The sequence below is a fragment of the Cryobacterium cheniae genome (assembly GCF_004403395.1).
GTDB classification, from domain to species: domain Bacteria; phylum Actinomycetota; class Actinomycetes; order Actinomycetales; family Microbacteriaceae; genus Cryobacterium; species Cryobacterium cheniae.
The window spans coordinates 40,850-57,626 of sequence record NZ_SOGN01000008.1; the positions used below are offsets into that span (position 1 = coordinate 40,850).

Genomic DNA, 16,777 nt, shown 5'->3' on the forward strand with positions numbered 1-16,777 from the left:
TAGACTGTCCCAATGGCCCGCAGCAACCGACCCCGTGGCCGCAAGCCCGGTCCGGGATCGGAAGATGACGGCCTCGAGCGGATGCGCGCCGGCTGGCGTCGCACGGAAACCCGTCGCGACGGGCTCTGGACCGTGCAACCCGTGCCGGGACCGCAGGCCCTGAAGTCGTACGTGTGCCCCGGATGTCACCGCGAGGTCGCCCCCGGCACCGCCCACGTGGTCGCCTGGCGCGGCGACGGCGTCATGGGTGAGGCGTCCGACCTCGCCGCGAGGCGCCACTGGCACTCGCACTGCTGGAAGATCAAGTAGCCGTCACCAGCGGCACAAAAGGAGAAACCGTGACGTCGAGCGTGGAAATCCGTGCGGGAGTCGAACTGCCGGCGGTGCGCGAGCAAATCGAGCTGCACACGGCGGACGGCCTGACCCTGGTCGGCGAACTAGCCACCCCCGTGGGCCGGGCGCCGGTGGCCACGCTGGTGACTTTGCATCCGCTGCCCACCCACGGCGGATTCATGGACTCGCACATCCTGCGCAAGGCGGCCGGACGGCTTCCGGCCCTCGCCGACCTGGCGGTGCTGCGGTTCAACAGCCGCGGCACGACCTCGCCGCGCGGGACCAGCGGCGGCAGCTTCGGTGACGGTGTCGATGAACGCCTGGACGTCGCGGCCGCGATGGCTTTCGTCGCCGAGCGCGGCCTGCCCGATCCCTGGCTGCTCGGCTGGTCTTTCGGCACCGAGCTCGCGATCAAGTACGGCCTCGAGCACCCGATCCGGGGCGCCATCCTCCTCTCGCCTCCGCTGCACCGGGCGTCTGCTGCCGACCTGGCCGCCTGGGCCGGCCGGGACGCGCACCTGGTGGCGCTCATTCCCGAGTTCGACGACTATCTGCGCCCCGAGGAGGCACGCGAGCGCTTCGCGAGTGTGCCGGGCACGCGCTTGATCGCGGTGGAGGGCGGGAAACACCTGTGGGTGGGGGAGAGCGCAACGCGCCGCGTGCTCGACGAGGTCGTCGCCGTGGTCAACCCGGCCGCCGCGCCGCTGCCCACGGAGTGGACCGCTTCGGCCTAGAGCTCGTTCTGCCGCGGGATCACGACCTGCTTGACGATCATGATTGTCGCCGCGGCGACCGGGATCGCGATCAGCGCGCCCAGGATGCCGAGCAGGTTGCCGCCGGCGAGAGCGGCCACCACGACGACGGCGCCGGGAACGGCCACGGCCCGGTTCATGATGTTGGGGCTGAGCAGGTACGCCTCCACCTGCATGTAGATCAGGTAATAGATGCCGGCGACCAGGGCCGTGAACGGCGAGCTGCCGATGCCGGGGATCAGGCAGGTCAGGACGATGATGATCGACCCGGTGATCGTTCCCACGAGGGGGATCAGCGAGAACAGGAACGCGATCAGAGCGAGCAGCGCCGGGAACGGCGCACCGATGATCGACAGGAAGATGAAGCTGAGCACGCCGTTGCACAGTGCGAGCGCTCCCTGGCCGATCACGAAGCGGCCGACGGATGTCGTGATCTGCTCGCTGAGATCGGCGAACCGAGCCCGCTTGGAGGCCGGCACCAGCTGGTACATGGCCTGTTTCATGCCATTCAGGGAGGAGGTGAAGTAGAGCGTGAGGATCAGGATGATCAGGGCGCCGAAGAGGCCGTTGACAATCGCCAGTCCGGACTGGATGATGGTGGTCGAGATGTTCGTGATGTTCTTGCCGACGAGATCGGTGATCGACTCGGTGATCTTGGACAGCGGGAGGGCCGGGAACTGCTTCTGCACGTCGGCGAGGAAGGTGGAGGTGTTGATGGACTTGACCAGGTCCGGAATGGCCTTGGAGAGCTTGGTGACCTGGTCCACGATGATCGGAACGACGGCGAAGATCACCCCGGTCAGCACCCCGATCACGGCGACGAGCACCGTGAGGATGGCGGCCCAGCGGGGGAACCTCTTCTTCTCCAGCCAGGACACGGCCGGGTCGAGCCCGAGCGCCAGGAACAGTGCCGCACCGATGTAGGTGATGATCGTCTGCAGCGTGATCACCGACGTGATGATGAGCAGGCCGACGCCGACGCCGAGGGTGCCGATCAGTCCGACGCGAAAGGCATTCTGAATCTTCACGGTTCTCCCCAAGGCGACGGCTGAGCGTCGGTGCGACGACTGTGCCGACGTTGGTGCCGGCGGTGGTGCAGTGCAGGTGGCTGTGCTGGTGATTCTGTCGGGCTGGTGTCGGCGTTACTCGTCGTCGTCGCTGGCGGTGACCTTCTCCGCCTGAGTGAGCAGACCGCGCAGGCTCTCGAAGTATCCGGCCACGGCGTCGCGCTCAATCCTAATCTGGGACAGGCGCTCCTCGGCGTCGGCCACGAGCACGCGAGTACGCAATTCGGCGTCGGTCACCAATGCGGTGGCCCGTGCCTCGGCTTCCCGCACGAGGCGTTCGGCGGATTCCTCGGCGACCTTCTTCGACACTCGGACTTCGTCCCGGGCGGATGCGTCCAGCTGGTCGTTCAGCGCACGCAGTTCGAGCGTGCGCTGGTTGGTCTCGGCGAGCTGCCTGGCAGCATCCGCGACGAACTTCTGCGTTTGGGCCACCGCCTCCTGGTGGCGCTGCAACTGGGCCTGCTCCGCTTCGTCCCGGCGGGCCTTCAGCTCGACGTCGAGGTCGGCTCTGGCCTGGTCGATCTCGCGCTTGAGCTTGGCGGCTTCGTGCTCTCCACGCTTGCGGGAGGCCGTCAGATGGTTCTCGAGGTCGATACGGAGCTGCTCGCTGTCGGCGACGAAGTCCGCCCGGGTCTGCTCATTGTCACGACCGAGGTCGGCGTGGGACTGCTCGATCTCCGCGGCCAGGGCGACGCGTGCCTTGCCCATCTCGCGGCTGAGGTCGGCGCGCTGTCGTTCGAGGTCGCGGGCCAGGTCGGTTTGCGCCTGCTCGCTTTCAATCAACAGGTCGGCGCGGCCCTGCTCGATCTCCCGTTCGAGGTCGGTTCGGGCCTGCTCGATCTCGATGGCGAGGAGGTTGCGGGCCTGCTCGGTTTCGTGGTCAAGGTCGATCCGGGCCTGGTCGGTCTCCCGGGCGAGGTCGATGCGATGCTGCGTAGTTTCTGCTGCCAGGTCGATCCGGGCCTGGTCGGTCTCCCGGGCGAGATCGGCGCGCTGCTGGTCGAGTTCGTGGGCGACCTCGGCGCGCGTCAACTCGGTCTCGCTGGTGAGCCCGGCAGCGACCTCGCGGGCCTCGGTGGCCTCCCGCTGGGCGACAACGCGCACCTCGGCGGCCTCGCGCTCCGCTTCCGACCGGATTGCCGCGACTTCGCGTTTCACGGTGGCGCGCAGCTCGGCAGCCTCGGTGGCCACCGCGCCGCGGATGGCAGCAGCGTCATGCACGGCGTCCTGGGTGAGGGTGGTGGAATCCTCGTGGGCCCGGGCGAGCAGGTCATCGGCCTCGGCGATGGCATCGTTCAGGATGCGACCGGCCTTCACCGCGGCATCCGACAGCGTCCGTTCGGCGCGCTCGGTGCCCTCGCTGAGCAACGTCTGCACTTCGCTGGCCGCGGAGGCGCGGAGCCGTTCGGCGTCGATATCGGCCTGGGCGATCACCCTCGTGGACTGCTCCTCCGCCACCCGCAGCGTGTTCTCGAGCTTGGTGCCGAGGCCGGAGAAGGTGGGGCTGCCGACCTCTTCGATTTCGGCGTTCAGATCGTCGACCTGGGTGCTGAGGCGCTTGATTTCCTTCATGGCCTCGGTGCTCTGGGTATTCGCCTGGACCAGGTCGCGCCGCAGTCCCTGGATCGCCTTGTCAACTTCCTCGCGGTCATATCCGCGGAATACCTGGGTGAAGTCTGCTTCGTCGTTCGCCACGCTGTCTCCTCAAACTGGGGCTCTGACCCCCGTTTACGGTCTGTCGGAGGGAGCTTGCACAATTTTAGTCTGTTGCGACGGTACCGGCGCGTTCCAACCTGAATGACTATTAGGTGCCTCTCAGGGGCAACCGGTATCGTGAGGAGTCCTGTCTGTTGCTGATTGGGCCCGCGTCCGGGTCCTACGCGCCTGCGCGCGTGATGAGCGGCCGGCGACACAGGAGGGTTGACGTGCGTTTTGTTTTTGCCATAGTGGCATTCGTCCTTGCTGCCGCGATGATTGTGCTCGGGATCGCCCAGCGGACCATTTTTCTTGAACCGAACTCGGTCAGCCTGAGTGCCACCGTCGCCGACGATGCCCGGTTTGCGGTGGTCGAGTCCAGTGCACTCAACGCCGTCCCGGGCAGCCAGACGATCACCGTGAGCGGTTCCGACACGGTCTTCCTTGCCTACGGGCGCACCGGTGACGTGAAGGCGTGGCTCGGAGACGAACCGTATGTCGACATTCGGAAGGCCGGCAAGTCGGTCGCCCTCAGCAGCAAACTCGTCGATCCGGGCGCGGATGCCGAGGCCGACCCGTCGACCCCCGCGGCGGTGCCGGAGACGGTCACCAACCCGGCGGGTTCTGACCTGTGGCTGCAGGAGTTCACGGCGAAGAACACGGTCACCACCACGGTCAAGATACCGGACGGCATCTCAATGATCGTGGCCTCCGACGGCGAGGCCCCCGCGCCCACGGAGGTCAGACTGTCCTGGCCCACCGACAACGCCACTCCCTGGGCCGGCCCGCTGATCGTCGGCGGCGGCGTCGTCGGCCTGATCGGCCTGATCATCTACCTGTTGGCGCTCCTGCACCTGCGCCGCTCCCACGGCCCCCGCCGCAACCTGCCGCGCGGGCCTCGGATGCCCCGGCTCCCGCGCGTGCCCCGCCCGAAGGCCATCAAGGCGAGCCAGATCAACGGTTCGGGCAAGCCCCTCACCCGCTCCCTGATCGCCGTGCCCGTGATCCTGGTCAGCGGTCTCGTGCTCAGCGGCTGTTCGGCCGATTTCTGGCCGGTCGTCTCGCCGCCCGAGGCCGTCGTCAGTGCGACGCCCGCTCCGACCGGCACCGCCGGACCGGCCCAGGACGTGCCGCCGCCGGCCGTGACCGTGCCGCAGCTCGAACGCATCGTGACCGGTATCGCCGCTCTGACCGCGGATGCCGATGCGAACCTCAACGTGGAAGCCATCTCCACCCGGTTCACCGGCCCCGCGCTGGAAAAGCGTCTGGCGAACTATAAGATCCGCGCGGCCGACTCGGCCATCGCCGCACTGCCGTCGTTGCCCACGTCGCCTCTTCGGCTCACCCTGCCGCAGCAGTCCTCCACCTGGCCGCGGGTCGTCATGACGGTCCTGCAGGACGAGACCGACTCCGCCACGGCGCCGACGGCCCTCGTGCTGCGACAGGAGTCACCGCGGGCCGACTACCGGGTCGAATACTTGATCCAGCTCGAGGCGGCCGCCACGGTGCCCCAGGTTGCTCCGGCGGCGATCGGCGCCCCGATCATCGCGCCCGACTCCACTTTCCTCCTGCTCTCGCCCGACCAAGTAGCCGCGGCCTACGCGGATGTGCTTCAGCTGGGGGAGGCCAGCCCCTCCTACGGCCTGTTCGAGGCGGAGGGTGACACCTTCCGCACCCAGGTCACCGAACTGAAAACGTCGCGTAAGGCAGGCCTGCCCGCGACGGCGTCCATCGAATTCGGTGCGACCGCGGGCACCGGGCGCACCGTGGCATTGGCGACCAACGACTCCGGCAGCATCGTCGCCGTGAGCCTGACCGAGACCGAGACGGTCAAACCCGTGGATGCCGGCGCGACCGTGAGCCCCGAGGGTGCCAGCAAGGCCCTCTCCGGCATCACGGCCACGGCCAAGGGCATCACCAGCACCTATGCCGACCAGCTCCTGTTCCATGTGCCGGCCGCAGGTTCGAACGAAAAAATCGTCCTCCTTGGTTTCTCCCAGGGTCTGATCTCATCAACGGAGCTCCCATGAGTGTTGTCCCCCCATCCGGCATGAATCTGCGCGGAGCCGTCGACCTGTCCTCCCTGGTGAACCGTCCGGCGGCGCCGGCCGCGGGAGACCCGGCGACAGCCGGAGCCCCGGGTGCGCCCGCGGCGGGCCCCGTCGCGGTGCCCAGCCTTGTGCTCGAGGGCACGGATGCGAACTTCGGCGAGATCCTGGAACTCTCGATGAGCGTTCCGGTCATCGTCGACCTCTGGGCCGAATGGTGTGAGCCGTGCAAGCAGCTCACCCCGATCCTGGAGAGGCTGGCCCTGGAGTACGCCGGCCAGTTCGTGTTGGCCAAGGTCGACGTGGACTCGAACCCGCAGCTCACCCAGGCTTTCCAGGCCCAGTCGGTCCCGACCGTCGCCGCCCTCATCGGCGGTCAGCCGGTGCAGCTCTTCAGCGGCGCGCTACCCGAGGGCCAGGTTCGCGAGGTTCTGCACCGTGTGTTCGAGCTGGCGGCGGAGCACGGCGTCACCTCCATGGCCGCTGCCCCGGAGGCCGTCGCCGACGAGGCCGGGGCGGAGGCACCGGTCCCCGTGGAACCCGAGCTGCCGCCGCTGCACCAAGAGGCCTACGACGCCATCGAGCGTGGGGACTACGATGCGGCGATCGCCCTCTACAAGACCGCGCTGGCGCGGGATCCCCGGGACCAGATGGCCGTCGCCGGCCTGGCCCAGGTGAGCCTGCTGGCCCGGTTGCACGGCAAGACCATGGCCGAGATCCGTTCCGCCGCCGCGGCCGACCCCGACGACCTGCAGGCACAGCTCGCGGTCGCCGACCTCGACCTCTCCGGCGGCCACATCGAGGACGCCTTCGATCGGCTGCTCGCCCTCTTCCCCGCTCAGGACCCGGCCGGCCGCAACCTGATCCGCGAGCGCATCCTGGAGCTGTTCGAGGTCATCGGCCAGGACGACCCGCGGGTGCCGCCGACCCGTTCCCGCCTCACCGCGCTGCTCTACTAGCCGCCACCGACCCGGTACCGGGCACCCGATACCCGGTACTCCGCGAAAGCGCGAAAATGGCCCCCTCGGCGATGCCGAAGGGGCCATTTTCGCGCTCTCGCGCGAGCATTCCGGGCTGTCAGCGGTTCAAGCGCAGCCAGAGACCGGCGAGCGGGGGCAGGGTGACCACGGCGGATGCCGGGCGTCCGGCCCAGGGAACGTCGACCGCCGTCACGGCGCCCAGGTTTCCGACCCCGGAACCGCCGAACTCGTCGGCATCCGTGTTCAGGATCTCCTCCCACACCCCGGCGGACGGCAGGCCGACCTGGAAGTCGGTGTGCGGCGCTCCGGAGAAGTTGAACAGGCAGGCGATCGGGTTGCCGTCGGCGTCCCAGCGCAGGAATGAGACGACGTTCTGGTCGGCGGCTCCGCCGTCCAGCAGCTCGAACCCGCTCGGGTCGTTGTCCTGGGCCCAGAGGCTCGGGTTCGACCGGTACACCCGGTTGAGCTGGCCGACCAGATTGAACAGGCCGCGGTGGGCCGGCTGGTCGAGGGTCCACCAGTCCAGACCCCTGGCCTCGCTCCACTCGGAGCGCTGCCCGAATTCCTGGCCCATGAACAGCAGCTGCTTGCCGGGGTGCGCCCACATGAACGCGAAGTAGGCGCGCACGTTCGCGAGCTGCTGCCAGGAGTCGCCGGGCATCTTGGAGACGAGGGAGCCCTTGCCGTGCACGACCTCGTCGTGGCTGATCGGGAGCAGGAAGTTCTCGCTGAACGCGTAGACGAAGGAGAACGTGATCTGGTTGTGGTGGTGGGCCCGGTACATCGGGTCGACCGCCATGTACTCCAGCGTGTCGTGCATCCAGCCCATGTTCCACTTGAAGCCGAAGCCGAGGCCTCCGGCCGAAGTCGGTGCCGTCACCCCACCCCAGTTGGTGGACTCCTCGGCGATCATCACCGCTCCGGGATTGCGCTTGTAGGCGGTGGCCGTGATCTCCTGCAGCAGGCTGATCGCCTCGAGGTTCTCGTTGCCGCCGTGGATGTTCGGCTCCCACTGGCCGTCCTCACGGGAGTAGTCCAGGTAGAGCATCGACGCGACGGCGTCGACCCGCAGTCCGTCGATGTGGAATTCCTCTAGCCAGTAGAGGGCGTTCGCGACCAGGAAGTTGCGCACCTGCTTCTGGCCGAAGTCGAAGACGTAGGTGCCCCAGTCCATCTGCTCGCCGCGGCGCGGGTCCGGGTGCTCGTACAGCGCTTCGCCGTCGAAGCGGGCCAGCGCGAAGTCGTCCTTCGGGAAGTGCCCGGGCACCCAGTCCATCAGCACGCCGATGCCGGCCTGGTGCAGCCGGTCGATCAGGTAGCGCAGGTCGTCGGGGTGGCCGAAACGGCTCGTCGGCGCGTAGTAGCCGGTGACCTGGTAGCCCCATGAGCCGCCGAACGGATGCTCGGTGAGCGGCATGAACTCCACATGCGTGTACGCCAGCTCGTTCAGGTAGTCGATCAGCTGGTCGGCGAGGTCGCGGTAGCTGAGCCCCGGACGCCAGGAGCCGACGTGCATTTCGTAGATGCTCATGGCCCGGTTGTGGGGGTCGGTGGCCGAACGGTCGGTGAGCCAGCCGGCATCCGCCCACTCGTAGCTGGTCTCACCGATGATGGAGGCCGTCTTGGGCGGGATCTCGGTGTAGCGGGCCATCGGGTCGGCCTTCTGCACCCAGTCGCCCGACCGGGTCAGCAGTTCGAACTTGTAGTTGGATCCGGCGGTCAGCCCGGGCACGAACAGCTCCCAGACCCCGGTGCTGCCCATGTTGCGCATGGCGTGCAGCGTGCCGCTCCACTGGTTGAAGTCACCGATCACGCGGACGGCCTGGGCGTGCGGGGCCCACACTGCAAAGGAGGTGCCGGACGTGGTGCCGAGCGGGCCGGCGCCTGGCCGGTAATGGGCGCCGAGGACGTCCCAGAGGCGTTCGTGGCGGCCCTCCCCGATGAGGTGCAGGTCGAGTTCGCCGAGAGTGGGCAGGTAGCGGTAGGGGTCGTCGACGATCCAGGTGGGGCCGTCGCTGTAGCGGGCCTCCACGAGGTAGTCCTGCAGGCCGAGTGTGCAGACACCCTGCCAGATGCCGTGGCCCAGGTGCGCCAGCTCCACATGTGCACCCGTCGGCAGCACGGCGAAGACCTCGATTGCGGACGGCCGGAGGGCACGGACGACGGTGAGCGGGTCCGCGATGCCGGTCTGCTCGAGCAGGTGCTGCCCCAGGACCTCGTGCGGGTCGTGGTAGCTGCCGGTGGCGACGCTGGCGAGGATGTGTTCGGCGATCACCGGCAGCTCCACCTTCGCGGCGGAGTGCCGCGGTTCGGCGGAGTGCCGCGGTTCGGCAGAAGCCCGCGCGGCCGACGTCCGGGAGTCCGGTGCCTGCTCGGCGCCCTTCCGGTCCACGTTCTTCTTGTCGGCGATCTTCTTGTCGGCGGACTTCTTGCCCGCGGACTTCTTGCCCGAACGTGCCTGTGCGTCCTTCATTGAGCTGGTCCCTTCACGTGCAGGATGTGCACAGGTTCGGTGAATGCGTCGAGACGCACGAAGTTGTCGGCCGACCAGGTCCAGACGGCACCGGTGATCAGGTCCTCGACCTCGTAGGAGGAGCCGTAGGGGAGACCGAACCGGGCGACGTCGAGGTGCACGACGGTCTGGCGCACGGAGTGCGGGTCGACGTTCGCGACGATGATCAGCGCGTCCGGCTGCCCGGTGCCCGTGAACGGGGCGTCGAGGAACTTGCTGTAGACGAGGATGCCCTCGTCTTCACTCTCGTGGATATCGAGGTTGCGCAGCTGTCCGAGTGCCGGGTGCTCGGCACGGATGCGGTTGAGGCGGGTGAGGTAGGGCGCCAGGGAGGCGCCGGCGGCCTCGGCGGCCGCGAAGTCACGCGGCCGGTACTGGTACTTCTCGTTGTCGATGTTCTCCTCGGCTCCGGGCCGGGCCACGCTCTCGAAGAGGTCGAAACCCGTGTACACGCCCCAGGTCGGCGCCGCGGTGGCCGCGAGGGCCGCCCGGATCTTGAACGCCGCCGGGCCGCCGAACTGCAGGTATTCGGAGAGGATGTCGGGCGTGTTCACGAACAGGTTCGGGCGCAGGAAGTCGGCGGTTTCGTGGGCGAGCCCGTCGAAGAACTCCGACAGCTCCTTCTTCGTGTTGCGCCAGGTGAAGTACGTGTAGGACTGCTGGAACCCCACCTTGCCCAGACCCTGCAGCAGGGCCGGCCGGGTGAAGGCCTCGGCGAGGAAGAAGACATCCGGGAATTCCGCGTTGATCTCGAAGATCAGCCACTCCCAGAAGTCGAGCGGTTTCGTGTGCGGGTTGTCGACCCGGAAGATGTTGACGCCGACGCCGATCCAGTAGCGCACGATCCGCAGCACTTCGGCGCGGATGCCCAGGGGATCGTTGTCGAAGTTGATCGGGTAGATGTCCTGGTACTTCTTCGGCGGGTTCTCGGCGTAGGCGATGGAGCCGTCGGGCAGCGTGGTGAACCACTCGGGGTGCTCGGTGACCCAGGGGTGGTCCGGCGACGCTTGAAGGGCCAGGTCGAGGGCGACCTCGAGGCCGTTCTCGCGAGCGGCCGCGAGGAAGACCTGGAAGTCCGCCACGGTGCCGAGATCCGGGTGGATGGTGTCGTGGCCACCGTCCGCCGATCCGATCGCCCAGGGCGAGCCCGGGTCGTTCGGTCCGGCGTTGAGCGTGTTGTTGGGTCCCTTGCGGAAGGCCAGGCCGATCGGGTGGATCGGCGGCAGGTACAGCACGTTGAAGCCCATCGCGGCCACGGCCGGGAGCCGGTCTGCGGCGGTGCGGAAGGTGCCGCTCTGCCAGGAGCCGTCGACGCGCTGGACGGCGCCCTCCGACCGCGGGAAGAACTCGTACCAGGAGCCGACTCCGGCCCGGGTGCGCTCGACCAGGACGGTGCGGGACTCCGAGACCGATTCGAGCCCGGCCATCGGGCGCACGGCGGCCGCGGCGGCCAGCTGCGGGCTGCCGAGCACGGCGAAGCGGTCGGCAACAGATTTGGCGGGGTCGACGAGGGTCGTCGCGGCGGTGGCCAACGCGCGGCGCTCGGGGAGAGGCCGGGCCTGGTCGGCGCTTTCGCGTTTCAGCAGCTCCGACCCGATCAGGAACATGAGTTCCACGTCGACGTCGGCCGGGATCTTCAGCGAGGCGTTGTGCAGCCAGGTGGCCCAGTCGTCCGCGTAGGCGCGCACGCGGTACTGCCAGCGACCCTGGGTGCCCAGGGTGACGAGGGTCTCCCAGCGGTCGGTGCCCGGGGCCTTCAGGGCCATCGGATGCTGCGATTCGGTTCCATCCGGGGCGGTCAGCAGCAGCATGACGCCGATGAGATCGTGTCCCTCCCGGAAGGCGGTCGCCGCAAACGGCACCGCTTCGCCGGCGAACGCCTTCGGCGGCCAGAGGTTGTCGTTCAACTGAGGGGCCAGATCGAGGATCGGGATACGCCCGATCCGGGGTTCTGCCGGGACTGTCGTCTGGACTTCCTGAACCGCGCCGGGGGTTTCAGGAGCCGCGCCTGTGCGTTTTACTGTCTTAGCCACCTACTGACCGTAGCGCGGATTGGGAGTGCAATGCTGCCTCCATTAACCCGTGCGACACGTCCCGCCCCTAGGCTGAAGTTGTGAAAGCGATCCGCAAATTTACCGTCCGAACCGTGCTGCCCGCGTCGCTCGCCGCGCTCGACGAGCTTGCCGCCAACCTGCGCTGGTCCTGGCATGAGCCGACCCGCCAGTTGTTCGAGCACATAGCCCCCGAATTGTGGCGTGAGATCGGGACCGACCCGGTCGCGTTGCTGGGGGCCGTCGACACGGCCCGCCTCGAATCCCTCGCCCAGGACGACGGTTACGTGGCGTGGGCGAACGCCACTCGGGACGAGTTGCGTGAGTACCTCGAGAAGCCCCGGTGGTACCAGGGGCTCGAGGGCGACAAGCCGGCATCCATCGCCTACTTCTCCCCGGAGTTCGGCATCGCCGCCGCACTGCCGCAGTATTCGGGCGGACTCGGCATCCTCGCGGGAGATCATCTCAAGAGCGCCTCGGACCTCGGCGTGCCGCTGGTCGGAGTCGGCCTGTTCTACCGCGCCGGCTACTTCAGCCAGGCGATCTCGCCCGACGGCTGGCAGCTGGAGAGCTACCCGCTCCTCGACCCGGACGGCCTGCCGTTGTCGGTGCTCCGCCGGGCCGACGGTTCGCCCGTACAGGTCTCCCTCGCCCTGCCCGATGACCGAACCCTGCACGCGCGCGTCTGGCAGGCGATGGTCGGTCGCATCCGCCTGTTGATGCTCGACACCGACATCCCCGAGAACACCGACGAACTGCGACTGGTCACCGACCGCCTGTACGGCGGCGGAGGCGAACACCGGCTGCTGCAGGAGCTGCTGCTCGGCATCGGCGGCGCGCGCGCCGTCAAGAAGTGGAGCAGCCTCAACGGGCAGGCCGACCCCGAGGTGTTCCACACCAATGAGGGTCACGCCGGGTTCCTCGGGCTCGAGCGCATCTCCAGCCTGATCGGTGAGGGGCTCAGCTTCGCGGAGGCGTTGCAGGTGGCCCGGGCCGGAACGGTGTTCACGACCCACACCCCGGTCGCCGCCGGCATCGACCGGTTCGACCGCAGCCTGGTGCGACGCTACTTCGAGACCGACCTGCTTCCGGGCGTCGCCGTGGACGACCTCCTCGCCCTCGGCGCGGAGAACTTCGCGGACGGCAACCCGGACGTCTTCAACATGGCCCTGATGGGCCTGCGTCTGGGGCAGCACGCCAACGGCGTGTCCAAGTTGCACGGCGAAGTCAGCCGGGTGATGTTCAAGGGCCTCTGGCCGGGGTTCGACGCCGCCGACGTTCCCATCGACTCGATCACGAACGGCGTGCACGCCCCGACCTGGACCGACCCGGCCCTCCTCGCGCTCGCGCAGAACCGCCTGGGCACCAGCGACACCTCCGAGGCCGACTGGGCGTCTCCCGCCGTGTCCGACACGGACCTGTGGCAGGTGCGCGGGCAGATGCGGCGTCAGTTCGTCGAGGATGCCCGCCGCCGGATCGCGGCTGCCTGGCAAGACCAGAACCCGGGCGGCATCGTGCCGTCCTGGATCGGCAATGTCTTCGATCCCGACGTGCTCACGATCGGGTTCGCCCGCCGCGTGCCGACCTACAAGCGCCTGACGCTGATGCTGCACGACCCCGAGCGGTTGCGCGCCCTGCTGCTCCACCCGGAGCACCCGATCCAGATCGTGATCGCGGGTAAGTCGCATCCGGCCGACGAAGAGGGCAAGCGGCTCATCCAGCGGATCGTGCAGTTCGCGGCCGACCCCGAACTACGCACGAGAATCGCATTCCTGCCCGACTACAACATCGGGATGGCCCAGCTCATGTACCCGGGGACCGACGTGTGGCTGAACAACCCGCTGCGCCCGCTGGAGGCCTGCGGCACCTCCGGTATGAAGGCGGCCCTCAACGGCGCCCTCAACCTGTCGATCCTCGACGGCTGGTGGCCGGAATACTACGACGGCAAAAACGGCTGGGCGATTCCGTCCGCGGACTCCGCCGGCGACGCCGCCGAACGCGACCGGATCGAGGCCGACGCGCTCTACGAACTGATCGAGCATCAGGTCGCGCCGCCGTTCTACGACCGCAACGCCGACGGGGTGCCCGAACGCTGGGTGTCGTCGATCCGGCACACCCTGGCGACGCTGTCACCCGAGCTGAACGCCGGCCGGATGGTGCGCCAGTACGTGCAGAAGCTGTACCGGCCGGCCGGGAAGGCCGAGGCCCGCCTCGCCGAGAACAACTACCGCGCGGCACGGGAACTGGCCGGGTGGAAGGGCAGAATCGTGTCGAGCTGGCCCGGGGTCGCCGTGGCCCACGTCGAATCCGGCGGCGTCGCCACGGTGCCGCAGGTCGGCGACGCGCTGCACCTGCGCGCGCACATCCAGCTGAACGGCCTGGCGCCCGAGGACGTCACCGTCGAGGTGGTCTACGGCAAGAGCCTCGGCAACGATGATCTGACCGACGTCATCGCGATGCCGTTGGCGGCGGAACCGTTCGTGACCGGCGTGACGGATGCCGGCGCGCCGACCCTGTTCACCGGCACGATCGAACTCGACCGTGGCGGCGCATTCGGCTACTCGGTGCGGGTCGTGCCCCGCAACGAGCTCCTGGTGAGCCCCGCGGAGATGGGGCTGATCGCCGTCGCCGGCTAACCCCGGAGTCCCCGCCGAGCCGTGAGTTTCGCCCCCTTTGCCCGCGTTCGAGGGGGCGTTTCTCACGGTTCGGCGGGTCTCGAAACGACTAGGCGCGGGCGATCGCCGCGAACACCGCGGATGCGGCCCGGGCGAGGTCGGCCGGCGTCAGCTCGATGTCGAAGCCGCGCCGCCCGCCGGAGACGAAAACGGTGTCGAACCCCAGGGCGCTCTCGTCGACCACGGTCGTGAGCCGGCTCTTCTGCCCGATCGGGCTGATGCCGCCCACCACGTAGCCGGTCTTGCGCTCGGCGAGGGACGGGTCGGCCATCACGGCCCGCTTCGCGCCCACGGCGACGGCCAGGGCCTTGAGGTCGAGCTGCCCCGTGACCGGCACGACGCCGACGACCAGCCGGCCGTCGACATCCGTCAGCAGCGTCTTGAACACCCGGCCGGCATCAACGCCCAGCTTCCCGGCCGCTTCCAGCCCGAAACTCGTCGACCCCGCCTCGTGCGCGTAAGCGTGCGGGGTGAACGGGATCCCGGCGTGCACGAGCGCCACCGTCGCCGGCGTTCCGACGCTTCCCTCCACCCGCTTCGCCACCTCAGCGACCGACGCTCAATGCGCCCGGAGCAACTGCATCGAGGCGCCCGGCACGAGGAACCGGTCCCCGGGGGCGTGCTCGATGACCGCGTCGCGCAGGTCGTCGTGGCTGGAATCCCAGAGCAGCGAGTACGACGTGACGCCCTTGTGCAGGGGCAGCGTCACCGTCACCTCTTCCTCACGGCCCTGCACGATCAGCAGGATGCGGTTGAACTCCTCGTGCTCCGGGGTGCTCGCCGCCAGGTACTGGAGGGTGCGCTCCTGGGGGGAGTGCCAGTCCTCCTCGGACATGGACCGGCCCTCCACGTTGTACCAGTCCATTTCGCTGGCGCTGAGGATCGTTTCGCCGGGGCGTCCGAACCTCACCGGGCGCAGCGCCGGGTTCTCGCGCCGCAGCTGGAGCAGGCGCCGGGTCACCCGGTGCAGGTCTTCCTGCCAGTCGTCGAGGTCCCAGTTCAGCCAGGTGAGCTCGCTGTCGTGGCAGTAGGCGTTGTTGTTGCCGCGCTGGCTGCGGCCGAATTCGTCGCCCGCGGTGATCATCGGCACTCCGGCCGACAGCAGCAGCGTCGCGAGCAGGTTGCGCATGGCCTTGCGCCGGGTGGTCAGGATGTCCCGGTCCCGGGTCGGGCCCTCCGCGCCGTGGTTGAACGAGTTGTTGGAGTCCGTGCCGTCCCGGTTCGACTCCCCGTTGCCGACGTTGTGCTTGACGTTGTACGAGGTCAGGTCGGCCATGGTGAAACCGTCGTGGGCCGTAATGAAGTTGAGCGAGGCGAGCGGCCCGCGCTCCCGGGAGAAGGTGTTCGCGGAACCGGCCAGGCGGGTCGCGAAGCGCCCGATCCCGCTGCCGGCGTGCCCGTCGCGGGCGGCCGCGAGGTCGGTCAGCCAGAACGATCGCATGCGGTCGCGGTAGCGGTCGTTCCACTCGGTCCAGCCGTCGGGGAAGTTGCCGGTCTGCCAGCCGCCCATCCCGATGTCCCAGGGTTCGGCGATCAGTTTCACCTTCGAGAGTTCCGGGTCGGCCGCGATCTCGGCGAGCAACGGGCTGTTCTGCTGGAACTCGACGTTCTCGTCCCGGGCGAGCGTGGCCGCCAGGTCGAATCGGAAGCCGTCGACCTGCACCTCGTTAGCCCAATAGCGCAACGAGTCGAGCACCAGGCGGCGGGGAACGTCATGAGACACGTTCAGCGTGTTGCCGCAGCCCGTCACGTCGGTGTAGCCGCCGGCGCTGTTCTGCCGGTAGTAGGCGGCGTTGTCGATGCCGCGAAGGCTGCTGACCGGGCCGTTCGGGCCCTCCTCGGCGGTGTGGTTGTAGACCACGTCGAGGATGACCTCAAGGCCCGCCTCGTGCAGGAGTTTGACCATGCCCTTGAACTCCCGGAGCACCGCCTCCGGTCCCGCGGCCTGCGACGCCTGGGTGGCGTAATCGGCGTGCGGAGAAAAGAAATTGAAGGTGTTGTAACCCCAATAATTGCTCAGACCCTGTTTGATCAGGCGCTGTTCGGACACGAACGCCTGTACCGGGAGCAGTTCGACGCTGGTCACGCCGAGGTTCTTCAGATAGTGGATGGTCGACTCGTGGGCGAGGCCCGCGTAGGTGCCGCGGAGGTTCGCCGGGACCGAGGGACTGAGGTTGGTCAGGCCGCGAACATGGGCCTCGTAGACCACCGTGTGGTCCAGGGCGATCCGCGGTTTGACCGAACCGGCCCAGTCGAAGTCGTCGTCGACGACGGAAGACTGCCACTGGTCGGGGCCGACCCGGACGAGTCCCCGGGAATACGGTTCGACCAGCGTTTTCTCGGGGTGGAAGGAGTTGCGGGGTGCGGTGGGGCCGGAGACCCGGATGCCGTAGCGGCGTCCGGGGGAGAGGGTGCGGGAACGTCCTGACCAGACACCGTGCTCATCCTTGACCATGGGCACGGTCTTGATGATCCAGCTCGGGTCGGTGGCGTCGAAAATGCACAGGTCGATGGAGTCGGCGGTCTCCGACCACACGCGGAGTTCGCCGCCGTGGGAGGTGACTCGCACGCCGAGGCTGCGCAGGGGATCAGGCGGGGTCATGCGTTCTAGAGTAATGAGTACACCAGATGAACTTTTACCAGCAGGAGACCCTCCGGTGGGGC

General features: G+C 68.3%; 11 protein-coding genes. 5 read left to right on the plus strand and 6 right to left on the minus strand.

Annotated elements, in window-relative coordinates:
- The first annotated feature begins 12 nt into the window (after positions 1-12).
- Together E3T23_RS01010 and E3T23_RS01015 are read left to right on the plus strand one after the other, a co-directional pair.
- Positions 13-309 (plus strand): hypothetical protein, encoded by a 297-nt coding sequence (locus E3T23_RS01010; RefSeq protein WP_134368562.1) that lies wholly within the window; start codon positions 13-15, stop codon positions 307-309.
- A gap of 41 nt (positions 310-350) precedes the next feature.
- The gene (locus tag E3T23_RS01015; RefSeq protein ID WP_134368678.1) at positions 351-1,067 is read left to right on the plus strand and encodes an alpha/beta hydrolase; all 717 of its coding nucleotides are present in this window, start codon (positions 351-353) and stop codon (positions 1,065-1,067) included.
- Here the strand turns inward: E3T23_RS01015 and E3T23_RS01020 are convergent.
- Both E3T23_RS01020 and E3T23_RS01025 read right to left on the minus strand, forming a co-directional pair.
- Complete coding sequence (locus tag E3T23_RS01020; RefSeq protein WP_134368563.1) at positions 1,064-2,113, minus strand: AI-2E family transporter; 1,050 nt, start codon at positions 2,111-2,113, stop codon at positions 1,064-1,066. The two genes, E3T23_RS01015 and E3T23_RS01020, sit on opposite strands and share 4 nt — an antisense overlap.
- 114 nt (positions 2,114-2,227) lie before the next feature.
- Entirely contained in the window at positions 2,228-3,847 is a 1,620-nt protein-coding gene (locus E3T23_RS01025) for a coiled-coil domain-containing protein (protein ID WP_134368564.1), read from the minus strand.
- 251 nt (positions 3,848-4,098) lie between these two features.
- Here E3T23_RS01025 and E3T23_RS01030 point away from each other — a divergent pair, with 251 nt between their 5' ends.
- Positions 4,099-5,877, plus strand: a complete 1,779-nt coding sequence (locus E3T23_RS01030; protein ID WP_134368565.1) for a DUF8094 domain-containing protein — start codon at positions 4,099-4,101, stop codon at positions 5,875-5,877.
- Positions 5,874-6,854, plus strand: coding sequence for a tetratricopeptide repeat protein (locus tag E3T23_RS01035; protein ID WP_134368566.1), 981 nt, complete (start codon positions 5,874-5,876; stop codon positions 6,852-6,854). Before E3T23_RS01030 ends, E3T23_RS01035 begins: the two co-directional genes overlap by 4 nt.
- Positions 6,855-6,972: 118 nt before the next feature.
- On the opposite strand, the gene glgB is transcribed toward E3T23_RS01035, so the two are convergent.
- Together glgB and E3T23_RS01045 are read right to left on the minus strand one after the other, a co-directional pair.
- Positions 6,973-9,348 (minus strand): 1,4-alpha-glucan branching protein GlgB, encoded by a 2,376-nt coding sequence (glgB, locus tag E3T23_RS01040; protein ID WP_134368567.1) that lies wholly within the window; start codon positions 9,346-9,348, stop codon positions 6,973-6,975.
- Positions 9,345-11,420, minus strand: a complete 2,076-nt coding sequence (locus E3T23_RS01045) for a maltotransferase domain-containing protein (protein ID WP_174843822.1) — start codon at positions 11,418-11,420, stop codon at positions 9,345-9,347. The genes glgB and E3T23_RS01045 overlap by 4 nt, the downstream gene beginning before the upstream one ends.
- Before the next feature lie 80 nt (positions 11,421-11,500).
- Here E3T23_RS01045 and glgP point away from each other — a divergent pair, with 80 nt between their 5' ends.
- Positions 11,501-14,074, plus strand: coding sequence for an alpha-glucan family phosphorylase (glgP, locus tag E3T23_RS01050; RefSeq protein ID WP_134368568.1), 2,574 nt, complete (start codon positions 11,501-11,503; stop codon positions 14,072-14,074).
- A gap of 88 nt (positions 14,075-14,162) precedes the next feature.
- Here glgP and ybaK read toward each other — a convergent pair whose 3' ends face one another.
- Positions 14,163-14,657, minus strand: a complete 495-nt coding sequence (gene ybaK / locus E3T23_RS01055; protein ID WP_134368569.1) for a Cys-tRNA(Pro) deacylase — start codon at positions 14,655-14,657, stop codon at positions 14,163-14,165.
- A 15-nt stretch (positions 14,658-14,672) separates the two neighbouring features.
- Positions 14,673-16,715 (minus strand): glycogen debranching protein GlgX, encoded by a 2,043-nt coding sequence (gene glgX / locus E3T23_RS01060; protein ID WP_134368570.1) that lies wholly within the window; start codon positions 16,713-16,715, stop codon positions 14,673-14,675.
- Positions 16,716-16,777 lie beyond the last annotated feature (62 nt).